Genomic DNA, 22,458 nt, shown 5'->3' with positions numbered 1-22,458 from the left:
TTAGGATAAGGATGACACAAATGAAAAAAATCTCATTAAAACAAACATTTGCGGAACAAGTGAAAAAAGGATATCCGCTCATTTCCAAAGATGCAGTATCGCATGTGAACGGTGTACGGGAAGGCGAGCTCATTGAATGGGTAGATGAGCGGGGCGCTTTTTTAGGAAAAGGGTATTATGGTGTACAAAATAAAGGAATCGGCTGGGTACTAACCTTTGATGCGAACGAAAAAATAGATCAAGCTTTTTTTGTCTCTAGGCTTGAGCAGGCAGCGAAAAGCAGAACGCATTTATTTCGTGATGCACAGACGACTGCTTTCCGTGTCTTCAACGGAGAAGGTGATGGAATTGGCGGCGTCACAATTGATCATTATGACGGATTCTACCTCATCCAATGGTATAGCGAAGGAGTCTATACATTAAAGGAAGATGTATTGGCTGCACTTGAGCACGTATATCCAGACTATAAAGGCATTTATGAAAAGAAACGATTTGATACGTCTGGACAGTACATAGAAGATGATGATTTTGTGAAGGGAGAGAAAGGTGAATTTCCTCTCATCGTGAAAGAAAACGGCATGAACGTAGCAATTTACTTAAATGATGGCGCGATGACGGGTATTTTCCTTGATCAGCGTCATGTGAGAAAAGCGATCCGAGACCGTTATGCAAAAGGAAAGACTGTGCTCAATACGTTTTCTTACACAGGCGCTTTCTCAGTAGCAGCTGCGCTTGGCGGAGCGAGCCGTACGACAAGTGTGGATGTTGCAAACCGCAGCTTGAAAAAAACATCTGAGCAGTTTGAAGTCAATGGTATTGATGTGGAAGGGCAGGATATCAAAGTCATGGATGTCTTTAAATATTTTCCGTTTGCAGCGAAAAAAGGCTGGACCTATGATCTCGTCATCTTAGACCCGCCTTCCTTTGCACGAACGAAAAAGCACACATTCAGTGCGGCGAAGGATTATAAGAAGCTATTAAAAGAAGCCATCCAAATTACAGCTGAGAAAGGCGTCATTGTGGCATCAACGAATAGCAGTGCATTTGGCATGAAGAAATTTAAAGGGTTTATAGCACAGGCTTTTAAAGAATCAGGGCAAACCTATCGGATACTTGAAGAATATACACTTCCTGAGGATTTCCGTACAACGAAGAATTATCCCGAAGGAAACTATTTAAAGGTTGTCTTCATACAAGCATAAGAAAAAGCCATTTCCGATAAGGGACTGACCCCCGTTTTTGAGACAGGGATCAAAACACCTTTATACAGCCAATTGCCGATAGTTGATCGGTGATTGGTTGTTTAGTTTTGTTTGAATACGAATGTTGTTATAATAATAAATGTATTCTTTGACAGTGCGTTCTACAATGTTGGTTGTAGTTCGATCAATGCTGTTAAGATAGAACGTTTCAGACTTTAGCGAGGAATGAAACGATTCGATGGAGGCATTATCAGCGGGCGTCCCTTTACGGGACATGCTCATGGTAATGCCTTTTATATGAACAGCTTTCTGATACTCGTAAGATGTATACACAGAACCTTGGTCGCTATGTAACACACAGTTTTCAGGCAGTGCTGGGAGCTGATCAAGTGTGTTTAAAATAAAGTCTGTGTCCTGCTTATCACCAATCGTAAACGCAATTACTTCTCCATTATATAAATCCAATATACTGGAAAGGTACAATTGTTTCTGTCCATAAGGCAAATACGTGATGTCCGTTACTAGTTTTTCAAGAGGGCGATCAGATTGAAAGTTCCGATCCAGTATATTACCGGCCACGGCATAGGGCTGCCCATTCTTCTTACGCTTTTTCATTTTAACCCGGCACTGCCACTGGTTTTTCTGCATGATACGTTGAACAGTTTTATGGTTAATATGCATCCTCATTTTTAGTATGGCTGTGATTTTTCGATATCCATATCGATACTTGTGCTCTCGGCACAACGTGCCGATTTGTTCCTCTAGTTGTTTTTTAGAATGATTCTGAGTCAGATCTTTTTTCCATCTATAGTACGAAGCGCGTGAGACGCCTAAATGGACACAGATGTCCTGTACTGTCATTGTTTTGCACAATTCTTCTACCAGTTTGATTGACGTTTCCTTATCAACTTCCTTTCCAATTCGTTGTACTTTTTTAAAACTTCATTCTGTTGACTCAGATAGCGATTTTCTGCCTGCAGTCTCTCTAATTCGGAAGAGTACTCGGGACCCTTTCTATGGGTATATTGTTTTCCAACAGGCTGTTCGAACCGGTGTGTATCCCCAGCCTTATGCCACCTCACCCATGTCTGAACCTGCGTTTTATTTTTGATATTCAATTCCCGCAAAATCTCTTTCATTGATACGCCTGCCAATCTCATTTCTACAGCCTTCTGTTTGACTTCAACCGGATAACTCACTCTTGTCCCCATAGAAAAAACACCTCCATGTTTTATTTCGGATTACAACGATCCGTTTTCAAACTTGAAGGTGTTTTTTATTTGTCTCATCTTATGGGGTCAGTCCCATAAGGAATGGCTTTTTTCTATAAGGCAAACGACATAAGGATAGGCGCTGCACATAATGTAATAATGGCTGAAATAATCATCGATACACTTGAGATCGTCCCTGAGACGGAGCTCATTTCAAAGGCCTTCGATGTTCCTGCACCGTGTGCACCTGTTCCAAGCAGGACCCCCATGGCAATGTCATTATCGATGCGGAAATAACGGATCACCATTGGACCGATAATCGATCCAAACAGTGCGGTTAAAATGACAAATACGGCCGTAACGGACGGCATGCCGCCGATCATTTCTGACACACTCATCGCTACAGGTGTTGTGACCGATCTTGGGACAAGGCTCTCAATAAGGCCTGTGTCCAGATGAAACAACTTGGCGATAAATGCCGTTGATAAGATCGCAATGACAGAGCCGCAAGCCACATTCAAAATAATTTCCACTGCATGCTTCTTCAGGATATGAAAATACTTATATAAAGGAATGGCAAAAGCAACAGTCGCAGGCTGCAGCATATTCGTGAGCCATTTCCCGCCTTGATTATAAGCATCGTAAGGAATGTTGACGATTAACAGCAAGACGACAAGGACAAGCGGAGTGACAAGTAACGGTGAGACATAAACCTTCGGATGCCGTTTGTACACCGCTTTTGATCCGAGATATAAAAGAACTGTTAAAATCAGAAATAGTCCGCCAACTAACATAGTTTTTTCCGCTCCTTTCGTTTCGCAATCATTTGCGTCATGATACCAGTTGAGAGCATGACCACAAACGTACTAATTAAGACGACAAGGACAATACTTGTGCCAGATTGAGAAAGCAGTTTTCCATAATCAATGACACCAACTGCTGATGGAATAAAGAAAAGCAGCAGTTCTCCGAGCAGCCATACGGCGCCAAGTTCTATCCATTTTAATTGAATGATCTTAAAATGAAGTAATAAGAAAATGACAAGAATGCCTATGATCGTGCCTGGGATTCTTAAATGCAAAAAGGCCGCCAGCACATTCATGAATTTCGCAAAAATAAACAAGGCCATAATCTGAAGGGCAGCAATCAGCGGCTTTTTGAGCAATTTCATTTTCTGTTCACTCCTTTTTCTATATAAATTGTTCACTATTTCACAAAAACATGACAACGTTCCAAGTGATGAGCTTACTTTAAAGTGTACAGCACGTTCAGTTATAGGTAAAATACATATATCGAATAGTAATTATTCCTTTTGTCTATAGGAAGGATGAATCAGGTGGACATCAGACATTTAACATATTTCTTAGAAGTGGCAAGGTTAAAGAGCTTCACGAAAGCATCGCAGTCCCTTTACGTATCGCAGCCGACCATTTCCAAGATGGTCAAAAACCTGGAGGATGAGCTGGGGGTGCAGTTATTTTACCGCAATGGCCGGCAGGTTGAAATGACAGATGCTGGCCAAACCATGTATACACAAGCGAGTGAAATCGCACAGTCATTTCAGAATTTAACGAACGAATTAAATGATTTAATGAATGTGAAAAAAGGGCATATTCGAATCGGACTGCCGCCGATGATTGGGTCAAGTTTCTTCCCGAATGTCATGGGGGAATTCCGCCAGCAATATCCAGATGTCACATTTCAATTGGTTGAGCACGGCTCTATTAAAGTAGAGGAAGGGGTCGAGGATGGGTCGCTTGATATTGGTGTCATTGTTCTGCCTGCAAATGATAAAATTTTTCATACGTACACCATTATTAAAGAGAACATGAAGCTCGTGACGCATCCATCCCATCCGATGGCTGGTCGTGAGGAAGTACATTTAGCTGATTTAAGGGAAGAGTCTTTTATTTTCTTTAGAGAAGATTTTGTTCTGCACAGCCGGATTTTGAATGAATGTATGAATGCGGGATTCCGGCCAAATGTCATTTATGAAACGTCTCAGTGGGATTTCATTAGTGAAATGGTAGCTGAAAACTTAGGGATTGGACTTCTGCCAGAACGAATCTGCCGTGATCTTGATCCTGAAAAGGTAAAGGTCATTTCCCTAAACCCGTCGATCCCGTGGCATTTAGGTGTCATTTGGCGTAAAGACCGCTATTTGTCGTTTGCGGCAAGAGAATGGTTAAAGCATACGAAATCCTATGTGTGGGATGCAGAGTAAAAGGGAGGACGATACGGATGAAAACAAGCTGCGCGGCTCATTTATTGGAGAAGGTTCGAGAAAAAAATCCACTCGTTCATAATATTACCAATCAAGTCGTGACGAATTTTACAGCGAATGGACTGCTTGCTTTAGGTGCTTCGCCAGTCATGGCAAACGCCAAAGAAGAAGTGGCTGAAATGGCGCAATTAGCGGATGCACTTGTGCTTAATATTGGCACACTGACCAGAGAGACGGTGGAAGCTATGATACTCGCTGGACAAGCCGCCAATGAAAAAGGTGTACCTGTTATGTTAGATCCTGTCGGCGTCGGTGCGACAACGTTTCGAGCGAATGCCGCTAAACAGCTGTTAAAGAAAGTGAAAATGACCGTTGTCAGAGGAAATGCTGCTGAAGTGGCTCATTTACTTGGAGTGGATGGCTGGGAGTCAAAAGGCGTTGATGCGAAAGCCGCCAATGGAGATGTATCGGCATTAGCCAAACAAGCGTCCATTGCACTTCATACAATAGTGGTGATCACAGGGAAAGTCGATGTGGTGTCAGATGGAGATGAGGTGCTGTCCATTCATAATGGACATGAATGGCTCACGAAGGTGACGGGAACGGGCTGTTTGCTGACGTCTGTCATCGGAGCATTTTGTGCAGCGGGTGAACCGCCGCTTCATGCGTCGGCAGCGGCATTACTGTTTTATGGTGTCGCCGCTGAAAGGGCAGCTCTGAATGCAAAGGATAAAGGACCGGGAACCTTTCAAATGGAATTGTTAAACGCGCTATCACACACAACCGGCGAAGATGTGCTGACACTAGGAAAAATAGGGGGAATTTCACATGACAAAGGCTGAGCAACAGCAAATCAAACAGCAATTATCGGTTTATTTTATTATGGGCACAACGAATACAACGAGACTGCCGCTTGATGTTGTGAAAGAGGCCATTCAAGGCGGAATCACCATGTTTCAATTTCGTGAGAAGGGTGAAAAAGCCTTGCAAGGTGAAGAGAAGAAACAATTGGCACGTCAAATCCAAGCGCTTTGCCAAGAAGCAAATGTTCCTTTTATTGTGAATGATGATGTACAGCTAGCGATTGATCTTGATGCAGATGGCGTTCATGTTGGACAGGAAGACACAAACGCAAAAGACGTCAGACAAAGGATCGGGAATAAAATATTAGGCGTGTCGACGCATAACCTAGACGAAGTAAAACAAGCCATGAAGGACGGAGCAGATTATGTCGGGATGGGCCCAGTCTATCCAACGGAAACGAAAAAGGATACACGCAGTGTCCAGGGTGTGTCTTTGATCACTGAAGTCCGCCGTCATGGCCTTCAGATTCCGATTGTTGGTATCGGAGGGATCACATACGACAATGCTGCACCAGTCATACAAGCAGGGGCAGATGGCATTAGCATCATTAGCGCCATTAGCCAGAGTGCTGATCCAATAAAGGCAGCAGAAGAGCTAAAATCACTTGTTGTATCAGAAAAAGCATCTCTTTAATCTGAAGGAGACATGGATTGAATCAATTCATGTCTTTTCTTATGTCGGGGAAAATAGACAGGAGAAGAATCGTTATGTATAATCAAATAGTTCGATCATTATCGAAATGACAGGTAAATAAAGGAGAATGAACATGGATGTACTCGATACGTATTTTCGCCGGTATGATGAAGTGGGAAGAGGAGAGGAGCAATTGGAGGAATTGCTGGCATTGTTTTCTGACGATGTCAAAGTTGTCATAAATGGCGACAACAAGTCTGGTATCCAAGGGTTCACACAAATTTTAGAAAAATTTTTCCACGTACATGAAGAGATTAAGCATATGTGGGATGGATGGATTAAAAGAGAAGATGGAAAGTATGAAACAAACTGGGCTGTTTGTGGAAAACTTTCGGATGGGCGTGTCTATACAGCAGAAGGAATTGATATTGCAGAGCTGGACGACCAAGGGAAGATCGTTTATTTCGAAAACGTTCGGAAAAATCCAGAGTTATTACAGATCTATTAAAAAGCCGGCTGAGCAGCCGGCTTTTCCTTATGAATCAGTATCCATATGCATGCCTGTATGTGCCTTTACTTGAATTTCCGTAAAGGTGTCTTCATCTGCTTTTTCAGACGAGAATATCGTGCCTAAGTATGCGGCAAGGAATCCGAGTGGAATCGAGATAATCCCAGGGTTCGACAGCGGGATGAGCGGCTCTCCTGTGAAGATGGCTGCTCCTGACGGGTCCCAGACGCTTGGGCTGAGCGAGACAATGATCAGTGCGCTCAGAAGGCCTGTTAAGCTTCCTGCGATGGCACCCGTAGAGTTAAATCGTTTCCAAAAAACAGTGAAGATAATCAAAGGTAAGTTCGCACTTGCCGCCACTGCGAAGGCAAGAGACACAAGAAAAGCGACGTTTAAGGACTGGGCAAATAATGCAAGAATGATAGAGAGGATCGCCACGCCGATTGAAGCAAAGCGCGCCGCCTTCACTTGCTCCCGCTCACTCGCTTTTCCTTTGCGGATAATCTGACTATAAAAGTCATGGGCAAAAGCAGACGCGGCGGATAGGACGAGACCAGTTACCACCGCCAAAATAGTCGCAAAGGCAATAGCGGAAACAAAGGCAAATAATAAATCTCCTCCAAGGGCTTGTGCCAGAAGAGGTGCGGCCATATTCCCTGCTGCATCTGCTGCCGTGATCGCTTCTGTTCCAACAAAGGCAGCAGCGCCAAAGCCAAGGAAAACCGTCATTAAATAAAAAATCCCGATGATCCAAGTAGCAGAAAGAACCGATTTTCGCGCAGAAATCGCATCCTTTACCGTATAAAAACGGATCAAAATATGTGGCAAACCTGCTGTCCCAAGCACTAAGGCGAGGTTAAGAGACAGGGTTTCTAAAGGCACATCATATTTATTTCCCGGGTGAAGAAACGATTCACCAAGCGGGGTTGCAGTTTTCATCTGTTCAAACATCTTCAGCAGACTAAAATCAAATTTTGCAAACACAAGCAGAGAAATAATTAATGTCCCAAGCATGAGAAGCACAGCCTTTGTGATCTGTACCCAGCTGGTCGCAATCATGCCGCCAAACACGACATAAATGGTCATCAGGACACCTACGATCAGCACCGCGATCCAGTAATCAATGCCAAGAAGCAGCTTGATTAATGCACCTGCTCCAACGAGCTGTGCAATCATATAAAAAGTGGAAACTGTAATGGTATTAAAGGCGGCAACCCCTCGAATAGCAGGGCGTTTAAATCGTGCAGCGATCATATCGGCCATCGTATATTTCCCCAGATTTCGAAGCGGTTCAGCCACAACGTAAAGAACGACAAGATACGCTACTAGAAAACCAATGCTATAGAAAAAGCCGTCAAATCCGTTTAACGCGATCATTCCAGCAATCCCTAAAAATGATGCAGCAGACATATAGTCTCCAGCAATGGCAAGGCCGTTTTGAAACCCAGTCAGACCTCCGCCTGCTGTGTAAAAATCACTCGCATTGCTTGTTTTTTTCGCAGCAAAATATGTGATGACCAATGTGAGCCCTACGATCGCTACGAACAAAATAAAAGCGGTCATGCTCATTCGTCATCACCTCTTGATTCAATTTTTAAAGCGCTTACATGATTGTCGAACTTAGCTGCTTTTTTCGCATAAAGTCCACATAAAACCCAGGTCATGACAAATTGTGTGAGGGCGAATAACCAAGCCCATGAGATCGCGCCAATTGCCGGCGTGTTCAAAAAGGTGAAGTAGGATGTAGCAACCGGAAGTGAAAAGTAAAAGAGAAAAAAGAAAATCGTCATCGGTACGATAAATCTGCGTTTTTCCTCAAGAAGTTTTCGAAAATCCTCTGAAGCGGCAACCTTCTTATAATGAACTTTTTTGTCTGCCATTGTTTCCTCCTTTGTACGAATTAGGGACAAGGTACTCCAATGCATATGAGACGATCTGGCTGTTTATGACAGTATATCATAAAAAAGGCACCCGAAAAGGGTGCTTTCTATCGATAATTTGCAAGAAATGTTTCTCTCGCTTTTTCATACGCTTCTGCGTCAAAATGATCTCCGCATTGATGAATACACCAAGGCTCTTCTTGTCTTGCAATCCCAACTTCATAGCCCTTCTGAGTGAATTCAAAGGACTGCGAGACATCATAAAAATGAAAGCCGTCAAAGAGGTCCTCACGCCACCTCACATCGTATTGTGTTGCCATGAATAGACCATCAATGGCCGCAGCTTTGATATAATCTTGCGCTTCGGGCTGCTGACGGTCTCTTTCAAACGAAAGCAGCTGATAGGTGTCGTGACGATATTCAATGACTTTTCCCCTGCAATCAGAACTCTCCCACCAAATTCCATTGTCAGGCACGTTTTCTGCTCCAATCACGCCAACCATGCCAAGTGATGGATTTTGTAAAAAAAGCGGGATGAGTTCAAGCAGCATATGCTGTTTGACAATCAAGGTATCCTGATGAAGATAAATTTTAAACTGAGCTGGATGAGTGATGGCTTCATTGTATGCAGAGGTCATACTTGATGCATGTCTGATTGGTAAGACCTCCACATGGTATCCATGAGGAGCCGGAAGTGAAGCCAGCTGCCGGAAGCAAGCTTGAAACATCGATTCATCATTCACACATAAAACAAACAGAATCGTCGGATTACTCATGAAATGGAACCGCCTCGACCACATATTGATAGGCTGTAGCAGACTCGTGAAAATCAGAACGAATGCCGTGTTTCATGAGTAATTCATGTAGATCATTCAACACGCTTGCATAGGAAGGATGCTGTACGCGAATGGCCTCGAATTCGCGAATGCGAAAACCCGCTGAATGAAAGAGTGCATGTATTTCATGAAGGGTGAAGAAACGTAAATGTGTTTGATCCATTAACCCTGCATCTGTATAAGTAAATCTGCCGGCCAGTAATTCTAAAACCGTTGAAATGTGGCCGATATTTGGAATAGATGACAGGATGGCACCCTCTTTTTTAAGGAAGGGTTTCACCTTTTTTAAAACGGCCCAAGGGTCCAATAAATGCTCGAGGACGTCTCCGAAAATAATGCAGTCAAATTGTTCATGTTGATAAGGGAGAGCCATCTGTTCAATATTTCCGCAGAGAACATGATCCAGCTCTTGTACCGCCTCTTTTGCTGCATCTTCAAATGACTCAATGCCATAAATGGTCCGGCCCTTTTGTTTCAGGACTTTTCCAAGCTTGCCTGTGCCGCATCCGATATCCAATAAAGACGTCCATTCCGCGCGAATACGGCTGACGATGACCGGGTTTACCCCATGATAATACTGATCCTTTTTTTGGTGATAATACGAAAGGGAATCTGAACTCACGCTCTACCCACCTTTCTCTTTCTCGTTGTTTTCATGCTTAATATATGGGAGAGCAGCTTGGTTTTATAACGAGAGAAGGACAATTTTCATGAATGGCGGCTAAAAAGGGATCATATAAAGAACAGGAAATGGACTGTCCTCCTAATATAGAAAGACAGAACCCCATTGAGTGAAGGGATTGGTATGGAGAGGTGTTCAATTATTGTAGCGTATCGTCATGAAAGGATTTTCAAAAGGTCAATTGACAGGTCAGAACTTATAGCCAAAGCAGTCTGAAAGACAAAGGATAACGGCGTTGATTTACGGTTTGTTTATCATCTTCTGATCACCGTTGGATGTTAAAAAAGCTTGTATTTCTTCGATGCCTAGTCCAATTTTTTTCGCTTCCTGAATCAAATAAACCCACTCTTCGTCAACTCTTCTTTTCACTTGCGTATCCATAATATCCTCCAGTTCAATAAGACATATTCACTGCAACCAATGACTTGAACAAACCGTCTAGTAACTGTACGTGTGGTTGAAAACAGCGCAAAATAAATTTTGTCGAAAAATGATGACATTTAACCTATTTTGTAAAATCTATCACCTACCACGTCCCTAAAAAAATGACTAAAAAACCCATAAATATTGAAATCTTACTTCTAATAATAAACAATTGTAAAGTCAGTTGAAAGATTATAAATTAAAATAATGATAAAGACCTAAAACATTTGACTCATATAAACCAATTGCTTTGACATTTGCCATCGAGTAGAACAAATTTCATCTTTGCAGGACATACATATTGTTCGTTTGGGAAGTTCTTCTCAAGATGGTATTCTAAAAGAAACAGAAACCACCAAGAAGGAATGAAGAAAGACATGTATAGCCTTTTTCAAAAGTATCAAGAAGTTGTCATGTATCTTGTGATGGGTGTGTGTACAACCATTGTCAATATTGTCAGCTTCTATTTATTCGTTGAGATGTTTTCCATGGATTACAAAACAGCTACGGTTGTTTCATGGGTATTTGCTGTTCTCTTTGCTTATATCACCAATAAGAAGTATGTCTTCAAGCAAAAGGCTCGTGACACAAAAAGCCTCATGCGTGAGCTTTCTTCATTTTTTAGTGTCCGTCTCATGTCTCTAGGTGTAGATCTGGGGCTGATGATTTTATTTGTGAGCCAAATGGCGCTCAATGAAACCGTCGCAAAAATTCTCGTCAACTTTGTGATTGTGGTGGTCAATTATGTCGCCAGTAAGTGGTTCGTCTTCAAGAAAACAAAAGAAGATGCGATTTAACACATAAAAAAAGATAGGTGATGTGAAATGAGCAGCAGGCCAGACGACTTATATGATGCCATATATCAACAAACAGAAAAGCAGCATGAACAAGTGCTGAGGCTAGTCAAAGAAATGACCGCACATCCAGAAGCGTTTTCGGAACAAGAAAAGGAAAAGATCAACCGAATGGACATTGCGCTTCAAACGGCAACGGACATTTTAGAAAATTTAATGACCCCTGATACGCAAATGACCATTGTTTTAAGACAAGGGAGAATTCATGTTGACCTGTCAAAAGCGTAAAAGAAGCAGCCTATGATGCAGCGGCTGCTTTTTATTATGCATCGCTTGTTTCCCGCAGTTGCTTTGGAGACATGCCGATTTTCTTTCGAAAGACTTTATTCAAGTAATTCGCATTTCGGTAGCCGCACTGTATGGCGATTTCTTCAATCGAGTATTTCGTTGTTTTTAGTAATGTTTCCGCCTTTTCTAACCGGATATTGGTTAAGTAGTGAATAGGTGTGAAGCCAGTGGCCTTTTTGAATTCTCTCGTAAAATGACTTTTGGATAAACGTGCCGCAGCTGCCATATCGTCTGGGCCAATTTCCTCGTGAAAATGATGGCTGGCAAACAAGGCCGCTTGGACGATGGGCTCTGGCCATTTCTCCATTTGTCCCTCAAGCTTTGGCAAATATGAATACAGTTCCATGACAAATTGATAAGCAAGGCTAGACCCCTCAAATGGATTGGTAATCCGTCTTTCACTGGCTTCATCATAAATTTTCTTCAGCAGGCGGATCGGTTTGGAATGAGGATGAAAACGCATGACCTGCTTTCCTTGATCTATAAATTGGTCAAAGCAAAGATCACAGGCTTCCCCATAAAGCGTCAAATAGAGAAATTCCCAATGCTCACTGTCCTCTGGAAAATAATATTGATAGGCACTAGGGCTTTTCACAAGAAAGGCCTGCCCCGGCAAGACTTTAAACCGCTTCTGTCCGATTTCAATCATGCCATGTCCAGACAGTGTGAGCTGAAAGATGCACTTGCCCTGATCCTTCCGCTCCACGCCATTCCAGCTGTATAACGAAGATGATTGAACCTCCCAGCCAACAGACCATATTTGTGCCGGCAATGTAACATCAGAATGGTGAAAACGAAATGCAAATGCTTCCTTCTTCAAATTGGAAAACCTCCTTCACAGCAAAAAACAACCTTTTTCTATTTTGAATCATGGTACACCTCATATCACATCGTACCATTCACAGCAAAAAAAGGGTATTTTTTAACGATTTTTTTACCATTGAACTTACGCAGTTCAGGCAACTAAAATAAGAGTATCAGAAGAGAAAAGGGGAATGGATATGATCGATATGTTACGCACGGCATTTCACCAGCAATTTGGGGATAGAGAAGAAGAACTTCGCTATTTTTTTGCCCCGGGAAGAGTGAACTTGATTGGTGAACATACAGATTACAATGGAGGTCATGTATTCCCTTGTGCGCTCACTCTCGGTACATATGCAGCATGTGCAAAGCGGACAGATGGCCGCGTGAGAATGTATTCCTTGAACTTTGATGGCGATGGTGTGAAAGAATTCGACCTTTTTGAAATCGCTTACTTAGAATCGGATGGCTGGGCGAATTATCCGAAGGGGGTGTTCCATCAGTTTATCGAAGCAGGGATGAAGATAGAAGAAGGCTTTGACATTGTATACGGCGGCAATATTCCCAATGGCGCAGGCCTGTCTTCCTCTGCCTCGATTGAGCTTGTCACCGCTGTCTTCATCAATGAATGGCATTCATTCGGTGTTTCAAATGCCCGTCTTGCCCTCCTTTCGCAGCGTGCAGAAAATGAATTTATTGGCGTCAATTGCGGCATCATGGATCAGTTTTCAATTGCTCTTGGAAAAGAAGATCACGCCATTTTGCTCAATTGCGATACCCTTGATTTTCAATACAGTCCGTTTCGGCAAGAGGGACTGGCGCTTGTCATTGCCAATACAAACAAAAAGCGGACACTGGCAGACTCCAAATACAATGAACGCCGGTCAGAGTGTCAATCAGCTTTAAACGATTTACGAAAAGAAATCGATCTTGCCCACTTATGTGAGCTCACGGCAGATGAATTTGTCGAACATGCCCATTTGATTCAGGATAAAACATGCCGCAAACGTGCAAGACACGTAGTGACAGAAAACGAGCGGACGATGAGAGCGATAAATTTTTTGAAAGATGATAAAATTGAAAAGCTAGGCGCCCTCATGAAGGCATCTCATCTTTCTTTAAAGAATGATTATGAAGTGACTGGACTTGAACTAGATACACTTGCAGAAGCCGCTTGGCTCCATCCTGGAACGATTGGCTCCCGGATGACGGGTGCAGGTTTTGGCGGCTGCACGATCAGTATTGTGAAAGAAAAGCAGCTGGCATCATTTATAGAAGAAACTGGTGCAATTTATCAAGAAAAGACGGGTATGCAAGCCTCTTTTTACACAGCTGGAATTGGAGGCGGCGCAAGAGAACTCACGAAGGAGGAAGTGTAATGACGATTTTAGTGTGCGGGGGAGCAGGGTACATTGGCAGTCATGCGGTAGCGGCTCTTTTAGCGAAAGGTGAACAAGTGGTGGTAGTGGATAATTTGCAGACAGGCCACAAAGAAGCTGTTTTGAAGGGAGCTGTTTTAGAAGAGGGAGATTTACGAGATCAAGATTTTTTAAGACAGGTTTTCAAAACACATCAAATAGAAGCGGTGATGCACTTTGCTGCAGATTCACTTGTCGGCGAGAGTGTAACAGACCCGCTAAAGTACTATGACAACAACGTTGGAGGAGCGACAGCCTTACTTCAGGTGATGAATGAATTTGATGTGAAACACATCGTTTTCTCTTCAACCGCTGCCACATATGGTGAACCAAAGCGAGTGCCGATCGTTGAAACGGATGAGACGAATCCAACCAATCCTTATGGAGAAACGAAACTGGCCATTGAAAAAATGCTGAAGTGGTCTGAGCAGGCATATGGAATGAAATACGTTGTGCTTCGTTACTTTAATGTAGCTGGCGCTCATACAGAAGGACTTGTCGGAGAGGATCATCAGCCTGAGACACATCTCATTCCGATTATTCTGCAAGTGGCTTTAGGAAAACGAGATCAGATCATGATTTACGGTGATGATTATGAGACAGAGGATGGCACGTGTATTAGGGATTACATTCATGTCATGGATTTAGTAGATGCGCACATCTTAGCTGTTGATCGTCTGCGCGCTGGAAAAGAAAGTGCAACATATAACTTAGGGAATGGCACTGGTTTCTCCGTGAAGCAGGTAGTAGATGCTGTTAGAAACGTCACGGGACATGCGATCCCAGCACAGGTGGCTGACAGACGCGCGGGAGATCCAGCAAAGCTGATTGCTTCTTCTGAAAAAGCGTTGCAGGAATTAGGGTGGACACCTCAATATGCTGACCTTCACACCATCATTCAAAGTGCGTGGGATTGGTTTCAGAAGCATCCAGACGGCTACCAGAGTAAATAACGCATAACAGGCAGGCAAGAGAGGGGACAGAGAGAATGGCGGTTGATATTTTTGAAAAACTGGAACAGCTGATTCAATACGGGATCAATCATGAGCTGATCACACGACTAGATATCGATTATACGAGAAATCGGCTGCTAGAGGTGCTTGGGCTGGATGAAGCTGAGCCAAGAACAGTCTCAGGGGAGGCGGAGCTTGAAGACATCTTAATGCCGATGCTGGATTGGGCAGTTGAGACTGGCCTTATCCCTGAGGGGACGGATACGTATCGCGATTTACTAGATGCGAAAATCATGGGATGCTTGGTGGCGCCTCCAAGTGTCATCTACGCAAAGTTTGAAGAGAAACGCCAGCATGAAGGGCCAGAGGCGGCTACAAGCTGGTTCTATGAAATGCAGCAGCACGCACACTATATTCATACAGGCAGAATCGCCAAAAATGTGCAGTGGTTTACACCAACAGATGATGGCGTGCTGGAGATCACAATTAATCTATCAAAGCCTGAAAAGGACCCAAAAGCAATCGCTGAAGCCAAAAGGCTTAGTCAAAAGCAATATCCTCTTTGTCTCCTTTGTAAAGAAAATGTTGGGTTTGGGGGGCGGATCAACCATCCAGCGAGACAGAATCACCGGATTATTCCTGTGACACTCACAGATGAATCTTGGTTTCTACAATTTTCACCTTATGTGTATTACAACGAGCACTGCATTGTGTTCAAAGGCGAACATGAGCCGATGAGCATCACCAAAAAGACCTTTGAACGACTGCTTTCTTTCATATATATATACCCGCACTATTTCATCGGATCGAACGCCGACCTTCCGATTGTCGGGGGCAGTATATTAAGTCATGACCATTTTCAGGGCGGTGCGCATGAATTTCCGATGGCGAAAGCGGAGGTGGAAGAGGTCTTTTCTCTGAATGCCTTTCCGAATGTGAGGGCTGGCATTGTGAAATGGCCGATGTCTGTCATCCGGCTTCGAAGCAGCGACCGGCAGACGCTTGCAGACGCCGCAGACTTTATCTTAACCAAGTGGAAAATGTATTCAGATCAAGAAGTGGAGCTGCTAGCTCATACTGGAGAGACGCCGCATAATACCATTACACCCATTGCACGCCGCCATGGCGATGACTATGAATTAGATCTAGTGCTGCGCAATAATCGTACAAACAAGCGGCACCCGGATGGAATTTTCCACCCGCACGAAGAAGTCCATCATATTAAAAAAGAGAATATCGGATTAATTGAAGTGATGGGTCTTGCCGTTCTTCCTGGTAGATTAGCAGAGGAATTAAGCCAATTAAAAGAAGCGCTCTTATCCAAAAACCCCCTTGAAGAAATCAAAGCCCGCCCTGCTATCACGAAACACGAAACATGGGCAAAGCGCCTGCTTGAAGAGAACACCTTTACAGAGGACAATACAGAAGCCATTTTACAAAAAGAAGTCGGTATGATTTTTTCTCGTATTCTCTCACAGGCGGGTGTGTTTAAAAGAACCGAGCAAGGGAAAACAGCTTTTAAACGTTTCATTCATACACTCATATAGGCAGGTGATTAGATGATTGAACAAGTAAGAACATTAATGGAAGAAAAACAGCTCGACGGTGTCTTGATTCAAAAGCGTAATAACTTCTCCTGGCTGACAGGAGGAAGAAGAAATCACATCGTGTTAAATACACCAGAGGGCGTGTGCAAGCTGCTTGTGTTAAAAGATGACATCGTCCTCATTGTGAATCAAATGGAAGAAAAGCGGATCATTGAAGAAGAGATGGCCTATATCGATCACCCATTTCAAGTGGTAACGATGGATTGGTTTGAGGATGATACGGCACACATTCAAACACTCACAAAAGACAAACGGATCGGGTCAGACATTCAAATGGATGGATTCGAATGGATCGAGCCGGATTTGTCGCAAGTCCGATCCATTCTTTCTGCATCACAGCTCCGCCAATATGAAACGCTTTGTCATGAAACAGCAGTCATTGTAGAGAGTGTCTGTAAAGAAATCGTTCCAGGACAGACGGAGCACGAAATCGCTTCGCTTGCGGCTCAAAAAGCGATCGCGCAGGGAATGACGATAGAAGTACTGCTTGTGGCAACAGATGACCGGATTCATCAATACCGTCATCCAATTCCGACAGACAAAAAACTTCAAAAGCATGCGCTTGTTGTTCTTTGCGCTGAACGGCATGGACTCGTGGCGAATGTCACAAGGTCTGTTTACTTCGGTCAGCTTCCAAAGGAGCTTGAAGAGAACAAAGAGCGGCTTGCACGAATTGACACGGTCATGAATGCCGCCACGCGCCCTGGTAAGACATTGGGAGATGTATTGAAAGCAGGTATTGCTCAGTATGAAAAAGAAGGCTTCCCTGATAGCTGGAAAAAGCTTCATCAAGGGGGAAAAACGGGCTTTGTATCTAGAGAAATCATTGCAGTTCCCTCATCGAAGGAAGAAATTCAGCTGCAACAAGTGTTTACTTGGAACCCTTCATTGCCTGGATTGAAGTCAGAGGATACGATGGTCGTAGAGAAAGAGGGGAACCGCTTTTTAACCTATACAGGCAAGTGGACATACATTGACGTTGAGCATGAAGGGGACATGTATAGACGCCCTGATATTTTAGTGAGAGAAGAATAACTGCAGAATGCCGGCGCTGAGCCGGTTTTTTGCTGGAAGTCATTTAGCGGGATTCCACATATTCATCATGATTGCCAATTCTTACACCGCATAGTCAGAGGATCGATACTTTCTTTTCTTGTCAACTTGCGTTAAAATAAGTAAGGTTTTTGTTAAATGTGGGGATACCTATTTTGAAATTGTTTACCTAGATAAAATTTCATTAAGTTAAATTGAAATTTGACCAAACTTTTTTATTGTGGTAAACCTAAATTTGACAAAGTTCTTGATTGTTTGTCCTTTGCCTTCAACTCTCAACTTTTCAAAATCCTAGAAATTTATTGTGTGTGCAATAATATAAATTTATGTCGAATTTATGACATTTTGAGAGAAATCTGTTGAAAAATAAATGAACTTTTGAAAAAAGGGAAGCTAACTCTAACAGATTTTGATAGCATTACAAAGGGAAGAAAAGTTTTCGAAGGCAGATGGCTTTTCACAATTATTCAGCAATTTATACATTATTTAAGGAAGGATGGTGATCTTCTTGTTCAGAGCCATTAAACCTATGCTTTTATTAGCGATGCTCGTGAGTGTTTTTGTATTAGGAGGTTGCAGCAATATCGCTGTTTTAGATCCTAAAGGACCAGTCGCAGCACAACAAAAAGACTTAATCCTTTTATCTATTGGATTCATGCTCTTTATCGTTGGTGCGGTATTTGTACTGTTTACCATCATTTTGGTTAAATACCGTGAGCGTAAGGACGTTGGAAACGCCTCTTATAACCCAGAAATACACGGGAATACGCTTCTAGAAGTTGTCTGGACAGTGATCCCAATATTAATCGTTGCTGCTCTTTCGATTCCAACTGTAAAAACAATTTACTCTTTGGAAGAGGCACCTCAAGCAACAAGCCATAAAGATCCACTCGTCGTTTATGCGACAGCTGTTGATTGGAAATGGATCTTTAGTTATCCAGAGGAAAATATTGAGACAGTGAACTACTTAAACATTCCAAAAGATCAGCCGGTTTTATTCAAAATCACTTCCGCTGATACAATGGCATCACTATGGATTCCTCAGCTAGGCGGGGAGAAGTATGCGATGGCTGGAATGGAAATGGAACAATATCTTCAAGCTGATGAAGTAGGCACATACCAAGGAAGAAACGCCAACTTCACAGGCGAGGGCTTTGCTCAGCAAAAATTCAAAGTCAATGCGATGACGCAGTCTGACTATGATAAATGGGTAAACAAAACGAAGAAAGAAGCACCAAAGTTAACGAAGAAAACGTATGACTACTTGATGCTTCCTGATGCTGCAGATGTGCAGACATTCTCATCAACACATTTATCCTTTGCGAAGCACGGAGAAGATTCTGAATATGCACTCCAAGCACGCAAACGTTTAGGTTATCAAGCAGTTTCTCCGCATTCCAAGACAGATCCTTTCGAGAATGTGAAGAACTATAAAAGAAAATTAGAAACAGAATAAACTGACTAAGGAAAGGAGGAGGCCGTTATGCATTTAAAATGGGATGAGTTTTTTGTAACTGGAGACCCATTAATTCTTGGTGCGCAAATTTCTATCGCTCTTACTTCCATTGCCATTGTGTTTGTTTTAACCTACTTTAAAAAGTGGAAATGGCTTTGGAAAGAATGGCTGACATCAGTTGATCATAAAAAGCTTGGAATCATGTATATCCTTGCTGCTGTGATTATGTTCTTCCGCGGTGGGGTAGACGGACTGATGATGCGCGCGCAGCTGGCGCTTCCTAATAATACGTTTTTAGATTCAAACCACTATAATGAAATCTTTACAACGCATGGTACGATCATGATTCTATTCATGGCGATGCCATTTTTAATTGGTTTAATCAACGTCGTTGTTCCTCTTCAAATTGGTGCACGTGACGTTGCATTCCCTTATTTGAACAACCTTAGCTTCTGGACATTTATGGTCGGAGCAATGCTGTTCAACATTTCCTTCGTTATTGGAGGATCACCAAGTGCAGGCTGGACGAGTTACATGCCGCTCGCCGGAAATGATTTCTCACCAGGACCTGGACAGAACTACTACTTGCTCGGGCTCCAAATTGCAGGTATTGGTACACTTATGACAGGTATTAACTTCATGGTGACCATCTTAAAAATGCGTACAAAAGGTATGACACTTATGCGTATGCCAATGTTTACATGGACAACATTGATTACGTCTGTCATCATCGTGTTTGCATTCCCTGTACTAACAGTTGCTTTAGCACTTATGACATTTGATCGTTTATTCGGTTCTGCATTCTTTACACTCGAAGCAGGCGGTATGCCGATGCTTTGGGCGAACCTTTTCTGGATTTGGGGACATCCTGAGGTATATATTGTTATCCTGCCGGCTTTCGGTATTTTCTCAGAAATCTTTGCGACGTTCTCAAGAAAGCAGTTGTTTGGTTACAAAGCGATGGTTGTATCAATTGTGGCAATCTCTGTTCTTAGTTTCCTTGTGTGGGTTCACCACTTCTTTACAATGGGGAACAGTGCAGCGGTTAACTCATTCTTCTCGATTACAACAATGGCGATTTCTGTACCAACAGGTGTGAAAATCTTTAACTGGCTCTTTACGATGTATCGAGGCCGTATCAGCTTTACATCACCAATGCTTTGGGCACTTGGTTTCATCCCGAACTTCGTAATCGGTGGTGTAACTGGGGTTATGCTTGCGATGGCAGCTGCGGATTACCAGTACCATAACACGTACTTCCTTGTATCCCACTTCCACTATGTATTAATCGCAGGTACTGTATTTGCTTGTTTTGCTGGTCTTGTTTTCTGGTATCCAAAAATGTTTGGTTACAAGTTAAACGAAAGAATCGGCAAATGGTTCTTCTGGGTATTCATGATCGGATTTAACATCTGTTTCTTCCCGCAGTACTTCCTAGGACTGCAAGGAATGCCAAGACGTATTTATACGTATGGACCAGAAGATGGCTGGACTGCACTCAACTTTATTTCAACAATTGGTGCATTTATGATGGGTATCGGATTCATCATCCTTTGCTACAACATTTACTACAGCTGGAGACACTCAAAACGTGAAGTGTCTGGAGACAGCTGGGGAGAAGGACGTACACTTGACTGGGCGACATCTTCTGCAATTCCGCCGCATTATAACTTTGCAGCACTTCCAGAAGTGACAACACCAGATGCATTCCATCATTGGAAGCAAAACAATGTGGACGTTCATCCTGAAAAAGAATTCAAGAAAATTCACATGCCGCATAATTCAGGCAGACCGCTGATCATGTCTGCATTCTTTGGACTTGGTGCATTCGGTCTTGTATTTGAATGGTACTGGATTGGTGTTATTGGCTTAATCGGTGTATTCGCAACGATGATTTTACGTTCATTCGAATATGACGATGGCTACTATATTCCTGTTGAAGAAGTCATTGAAACAGAGAAAAAGAATAAGGAGGCGCAGAAGTAATGGGACATAATGATAGCAGCTATGCAAATGCACCGCTTGAATATCAGTCTGAAACCGGACGTTTAAACATCCTTGGTTTCTGGATATTCCTTGGCGCGGAAATCGTGTTGTTCTCAACACTTTTTGCGACCTACTTTGTTCTACATGGCAGAACAGCTGGCGGCGTTTTACCAGCTGAGCTGTTTGATATGAAGCTTGTATTGATCATGACATTCCTGCTATTGGTTAGTTCATTTACATGCGGGATTGCTGTTCATGAAATGCGCCGTGGAAGTACAAAAGGGGTTGTCATTTGGACGATTCTCACACTGCTTCTAGGTGCAGGCTTCGTTGGATTTGAGCTTTTCGAGTTCTTCCATTATGTACATGAAGGTGCGAGCATCCATACAAGTGCGTATTGGTCTGCATTCTTTGTACTTTTAGGAACTCACGGACTACACGTATCGATCGGTATCTTCTGGATTACCGGGATCTTGTTCCAAATTAAAAAGCGTGGATTAACTCCACAAACAGCAGCGAAGATTTTCATCTCAAGTCTATACTGGCATTTCCTTGATGTTGTATGGATTTTCATCTTCACAGCTGTTTACTTGATCGGATTAGGGGGGCTTTTGTGATATGGCTGGAAAAACACATTCCTCAGCAGAGCACGAACACTTCCCTTGGAAACACGTAGTTGGCTTTATCCTATCCATTGTGCTGACAGTCTTAGCATTCTGGATTGCGATTGGAGCTGAAATTGGCAGTTCCGCAAAACTATGGATTATCTTTGGTTTTGCGTTCATTCAAGCATTCTTGCAGCTGTTCATGTTTATGCACATGACAGAGAGCGAGAATGGAACTGTTCAAGTCGGAAATACTTTGTTTGGTCTGTTCTGTGCGATTATCTTCGTCATCGGATCTGTTTGGATCTTTGCGGCTCACTACAGCCACGGAGAGAACAGTAAAGACGGGTATTCACCGTCTGCGCCAAAGCAGTCTGAGCATTCAGAGAAATAATAAAAAAACCACTCATCTCTTGAAGGTGAGTGGTTTTTATCATGATGGGTGATAACGCTTCCAATAGTTGGGCGATATCTATCGGCTGCTGAATCTTTTGCGAATGAATGGAAGTCCGTAGATGAGGAACGCTGCAATGTGAGCCAAAATCACGTTAATGGCAAAGAATGCGATCATGAAGGTATGTCCTGCTGGAGATAAACTGCTTGTCATGTAAAGACCGAAGAAAATCCACATAATCATAATGGGTGGAATAGATGCTAATGCAATTTTTCTGTTTTCCAGCCATAAAAACAGGGGTGTAGCCGTTGCAATACATAGGTACGCAAAGAACATATCCATCGTATCCAACTCCTTTGTAAGTTGATATTCAAATCAAATGAGAGGTCAGGATGCAATTGTGTCTGTTTTTAGGAGATATTGTGAACATTTTGTTACAAGTATTATACCACAATTGACTTTGAAGTAAACGTAATAATTGGAAAATGGGCCTTATTCCATACAAAATGGTTTTATTCCTCTTTCCTCAGTGCAGCTTATCTCATCGGATGTTTACTTGTTATATCACCACATAGGT

At 42.7% G+C, this 22,458-nt stretch carries 25 protein-coding genes; 15 read left to right on the top strand and 10 right to left on the bottom strand.

Features of this window, described 5'->3' with window-relative positions; all coding sequences use genetic code 11:
- The first annotated feature begins 20 nt into the window (after nucleotides 1-20).
- Entirely contained in the window at nucleotides 21-1,202 is a 1,182-nt protein-coding gene (locus MHH61_RS07635; protein WP_125586856.1) for a class I SAM-dependent rRNA methyltransferase, read from the top strand.
- 60 nt (nucleotides 1,203-1,262) lie between these two features.
- On the opposite strand, the gene MHH61_RS07630 is transcribed toward MHH61_RS07635, so the two are convergent.
- The 3 genes from MHH61_RS07630 to MHH61_RS07620 all read right to left on the bottom strand — a co-directional run bounded on the left by MHH61_RS07630 (nucleotide 1,263) and on the right by MHH61_RS07620 (nucleotide 3,584).
- Nucleotides 1,263-2,413 (bottom strand): IS3 family transposase gene (locus tag MHH61_RS07630; protein ID WP_098677243.1). Its coding sequence is split into 2 segments (ribosomal slippage): nucleotides 1,263-2,140 and nucleotides 2,140-2,413, totalling 1,152 coding nucleotides; the frame shifts between segments, so codons are not numbered across the junction.
- A gap of 113 nt (nucleotides 2,414-2,526) precedes the next feature.
- Nucleotides 2,527-3,207: a CidB/LrgB family autolysis modulator gene (locus MHH61_RS07625; protein ID WP_024423852.1), complete on the bottom strand. Its 681-nt coding sequence runs from the start codon at nucleotides 3,205-3,207 to the stop codon at nucleotides 2,527-2,529.
- Nucleotides 3,201-3,584, bottom strand: coding sequence for a CidA/LrgA family holin-like protein (locus MHH61_RS07620; RefSeq protein ID WP_034621912.1), 384 nt, complete (start codon nucleotides 3,582-3,584; stop codon nucleotides 3,201-3,203). The genes MHH61_RS07625 and MHH61_RS07620 overlap by 7 nt, the downstream gene beginning before the upstream one ends.
- 165 nt (nucleotides 3,585-3,749) lie before the next feature.
- On the opposite strand from MHH61_RS07620, the gene MHH61_RS07615 reads away from it, so the two are divergent.
- The 4 genes from MHH61_RS07615 (at nucleotide 3,750) to MHH61_RS07600 (ending at nucleotide 6,642) form a co-directional block, all read left to right on the top strand.
- On the top strand, nucleotides 3,750-4,637 hold the full coding sequence (locus MHH61_RS07615; RefSeq protein WP_024426436.1) for a LysR family transcriptional regulator: 888 nt from the start codon (nucleotides 3,750-3,752) through the stop codon (nucleotides 4,635-4,637).
- A gap of 17 nt (nucleotides 4,638-4,654) precedes the next feature.
- A complete protein-coding gene (thiM, locus tag MHH61_RS07610; protein ID WP_125585778.1) occupies nucleotides 4,655-5,479 on the top strand; it encodes a hydroxyethylthiazole kinase in 825 nt (274 codons plus the stop codon).
- Nucleotides 5,466-6,134, top strand: a complete 669-nt coding sequence (gene thiE / locus MHH61_RS07605; protein ID WP_125585780.1) for a thiamine phosphate synthase — start codon at nucleotides 5,466-5,468, stop codon at nucleotides 6,132-6,134. Before thiM ends, thiE begins: the two co-directional genes overlap by 14 nt.
- A gap of 133 nt (nucleotides 6,135-6,267) precedes the next feature.
- Nucleotides 6,268-6,642 carry a nuclear transport factor 2 family protein gene (locus tag MHH61_RS07600; protein ID WP_125585782.1) on the top strand — a complete coding sequence of 125 codons (375 nt, stop codon included), beginning with the start codon at nucleotides 6,268-6,270 and terminating at the stop codon, nucleotides 6,640-6,642.
- Between the two features lie 27 nt (nucleotides 6,643-6,669).
- Here the strand turns inward: MHH61_RS07600 and MHH61_RS07595 are convergent, their stop codons facing one another.
- The 5 genes from MHH61_RS07595 to MHH61_RS07575 form a co-directional block, all read right to left on the bottom strand.
- The gene (locus MHH61_RS07595) at nucleotides 6,670-8,211 is read right to left on the bottom strand and encodes a cation acetate symporter (RefSeq protein WP_024423846.1); all 1,542 of its coding nucleotides are present in this window, start codon (nucleotides 8,209-8,211) and stop codon (nucleotides 6,670-6,672) included.
- Nucleotides 8,208-8,522 carry a DUF485 domain-containing protein gene (locus tag MHH61_RS07590; RefSeq protein WP_125585784.1) on the bottom strand — a complete coding sequence of 105 codons (315 nt, stop codon included), beginning with the start codon at nucleotides 8,520-8,522 and terminating at the stop codon, nucleotides 8,208-8,210. The genes MHH61_RS07595 and MHH61_RS07590 overlap by 4 nt, the downstream gene beginning before the upstream one ends.
- A 107-nt stretch (nucleotides 8,523-8,629) precedes the next feature.
- The gene (locus tag MHH61_RS07585) at nucleotides 8,630-9,298 is read right to left on the bottom strand and encodes a glycosyltransferase family protein (RefSeq protein WP_125585786.1); all 669 of its coding nucleotides are present in this window, start codon (nucleotides 9,296-9,298) and stop codon (nucleotides 8,630-8,632) included.
- Complete coding sequence (locus MHH61_RS07580; RefSeq protein ID WP_125585788.1) at nucleotides 9,291-9,980, bottom strand: bifunctional 2-polyprenyl-6-hydroxyphenol methylase/3-demethylubiquinol 3-O-methyltransferase UbiG; 690 nt, start codon at nucleotides 9,978-9,980, stop codon at nucleotides 9,291-9,293. The genes MHH61_RS07585 and MHH61_RS07580 overlap by 8 nt, the downstream gene beginning before the upstream one ends.
- 300 nt (nucleotides 9,981-10,280) lie before the next feature.
- Nucleotides 10,281-10,421, bottom strand: a complete 141-nt coding sequence (locus MHH61_RS07575; RefSeq protein WP_008345506.1) for an anti-repressor SinI family protein — start codon at nucleotides 10,419-10,421, stop codon at nucleotides 10,281-10,283.
- A gap of 455 nt (nucleotides 10,422-10,876) precedes the next feature.
- Here MHH61_RS07575 and MHH61_RS07570 point away from each other — a divergent pair, with 455 nt between their 5' ends.
- Complete coding sequence (locus MHH61_RS07570) at nucleotides 10,877-11,260, top strand: GtrA family protein (protein ID WP_012011676.1); 384 nt, start codon at nucleotides 10,877-10,879, stop codon at nucleotides 11,258-11,260.
- A gap of 27 nt (nucleotides 11,261-11,287) precedes the next feature.
- A complete protein-coding gene (locus MHH61_RS07565; protein ID WP_024423842.1) occupies nucleotides 11,288-11,545 on the top strand; it encodes a hypothetical protein in 258 nt (85 codons plus the stop codon).
- Between the two features lie 34 nt (nucleotides 11,546-11,579).
- Here MHH61_RS07565 and MHH61_RS07560 read toward each other — a convergent pair whose 3' ends face one another.
- Nucleotides 11,580-12,425 (bottom strand): AraC family transcriptional regulator, encoded by an 846-nt coding sequence (locus tag MHH61_RS07560; RefSeq protein WP_024423841.1) that lies wholly within the window; start codon nucleotides 12,423-12,425, stop codon nucleotides 11,580-11,582.
- A gap of 175 nt (nucleotides 12,426-12,600) precedes the next feature.
- Between MHH61_RS07560 and MHH61_RS07555 the strand changes: the two genes are divergently transcribed.
- The 8 genes from MHH61_RS07555 to qoxD all read left to right on the top strand — a co-directional run bounded on the left by MHH61_RS07555 (nucleotide 12,601) and on the right by qoxD (nucleotide 21,881).
- On the top strand, nucleotides 12,601-13,788 hold the full coding sequence (locus MHH61_RS07555) for a galactokinase (protein WP_125585790.1): 1,188 nt from the start codon (nucleotides 12,601-12,603) through the stop codon (nucleotides 13,786-13,788).
- Nucleotides 13,788-14,780 carry a UDP-glucose 4-epimerase GalE gene (gene galE, locus MHH61_RS07550; RefSeq protein ID WP_122631595.1) on the top strand — a complete coding sequence of 331 codons (993 nt, stop codon included), beginning with the start codon at nucleotides 13,788-13,790 and terminating at the stop codon, nucleotides 14,778-14,780. Before MHH61_RS07555 ends, galE begins: the two co-directional genes overlap by 1 nt.
- A 35-nt stretch (nucleotides 14,781-14,815) precedes the next feature.
- Nucleotides 14,816-16,327 carry a UDP-glucose--hexose-1-phosphate uridylyltransferase gene (gene galT / locus MHH61_RS07545; RefSeq protein WP_024426427.1) on the top strand — a complete coding sequence of 504 codons (1,512 nt, stop codon included), beginning with the start codon at nucleotides 14,816-14,818 and terminating at the stop codon, nucleotides 16,325-16,327.
- A 12-nt stretch (nucleotides 16,328-16,339) separates the two neighbouring features.
- The gene (locus MHH61_RS07540) at nucleotides 16,340-17,422 is read left to right on the top strand and encodes a Xaa-Pro peptidase family protein (protein WP_024426426.1); all 1,083 of its coding nucleotides are present in this window, start codon (nucleotides 16,340-16,342) and stop codon (nucleotides 17,420-17,422) included.
- Nucleotides 17,423-17,939: 517 nt separating this feature from the next.
- Complete coding sequence (gene qoxA, locus MHH61_RS07535; RefSeq protein ID WP_087977856.1) at nucleotides 17,940-18,896, top strand: cytochrome aa3 quinol oxidase subunit II; 957 nt, start codon at nucleotides 17,940-17,942, stop codon at nucleotides 18,894-18,896.
- 27 nt (nucleotides 18,897-18,923) lie between these two features.
- Nucleotides 18,924-20,882, top strand: a complete 1,959-nt coding sequence (qoxB, locus tag MHH61_RS07530) for a cytochrome aa3 quinol oxidase subunit I (RefSeq protein ID WP_024423835.1) — start codon at nucleotides 18,924-18,926, stop codon at nucleotides 20,880-20,882.
- The gene (gene qoxC / locus MHH61_RS07525; protein WP_024423834.1) at nucleotides 20,882-21,499 is read left to right on the top strand and encodes a cytochrome aa3 quinol oxidase subunit III; all 618 of its coding nucleotides are present in this window, start codon (nucleotides 20,882-20,884) and stop codon (nucleotides 21,497-21,499) included. Before qoxB ends, qoxC begins: the two co-directional genes overlap by 1 nt.
- A 1-nt stretch (nucleotide 21,500) precedes the next feature.
- On the top strand, nucleotides 21,501-21,881 hold the full coding sequence (qoxD, locus tag MHH61_RS07520; protein WP_012011667.1) for a cytochrome aa3 quinol oxidase subunit IV: 381 nt from the start codon (nucleotides 21,501-21,503) through the stop codon (nucleotides 21,879-21,881).
- A gap of 78 nt (nucleotides 21,882-21,959) precedes the next feature.
- Here qoxD and MHH61_RS07515 read toward each other — a convergent pair whose 3' ends face one another.
- A complete protein-coding gene (locus tag MHH61_RS07515) occupies nucleotides 21,960-22,223 on the bottom strand; it encodes a spore morphogenesis/germination protein YwcE (RefSeq protein ID WP_008345491.1) in 264 nt (87 codons plus the stop codon).
- Nucleotides 22,224-22,458: the final 235 nt, after the last annotated feature.

The organism is Bacillus sp. FSL K6-3154 (assembly GCF_040869395.1).
In the GTDB taxonomy this organism is placed as follows: Bacteria; Bacillota; Bacilli; order Bacillales; family Bacillaceae; genus Bacillus; species Bacillus safensis.
This window is presented reverse-complemented; position numbering and strand designations above follow the sequence as displayed.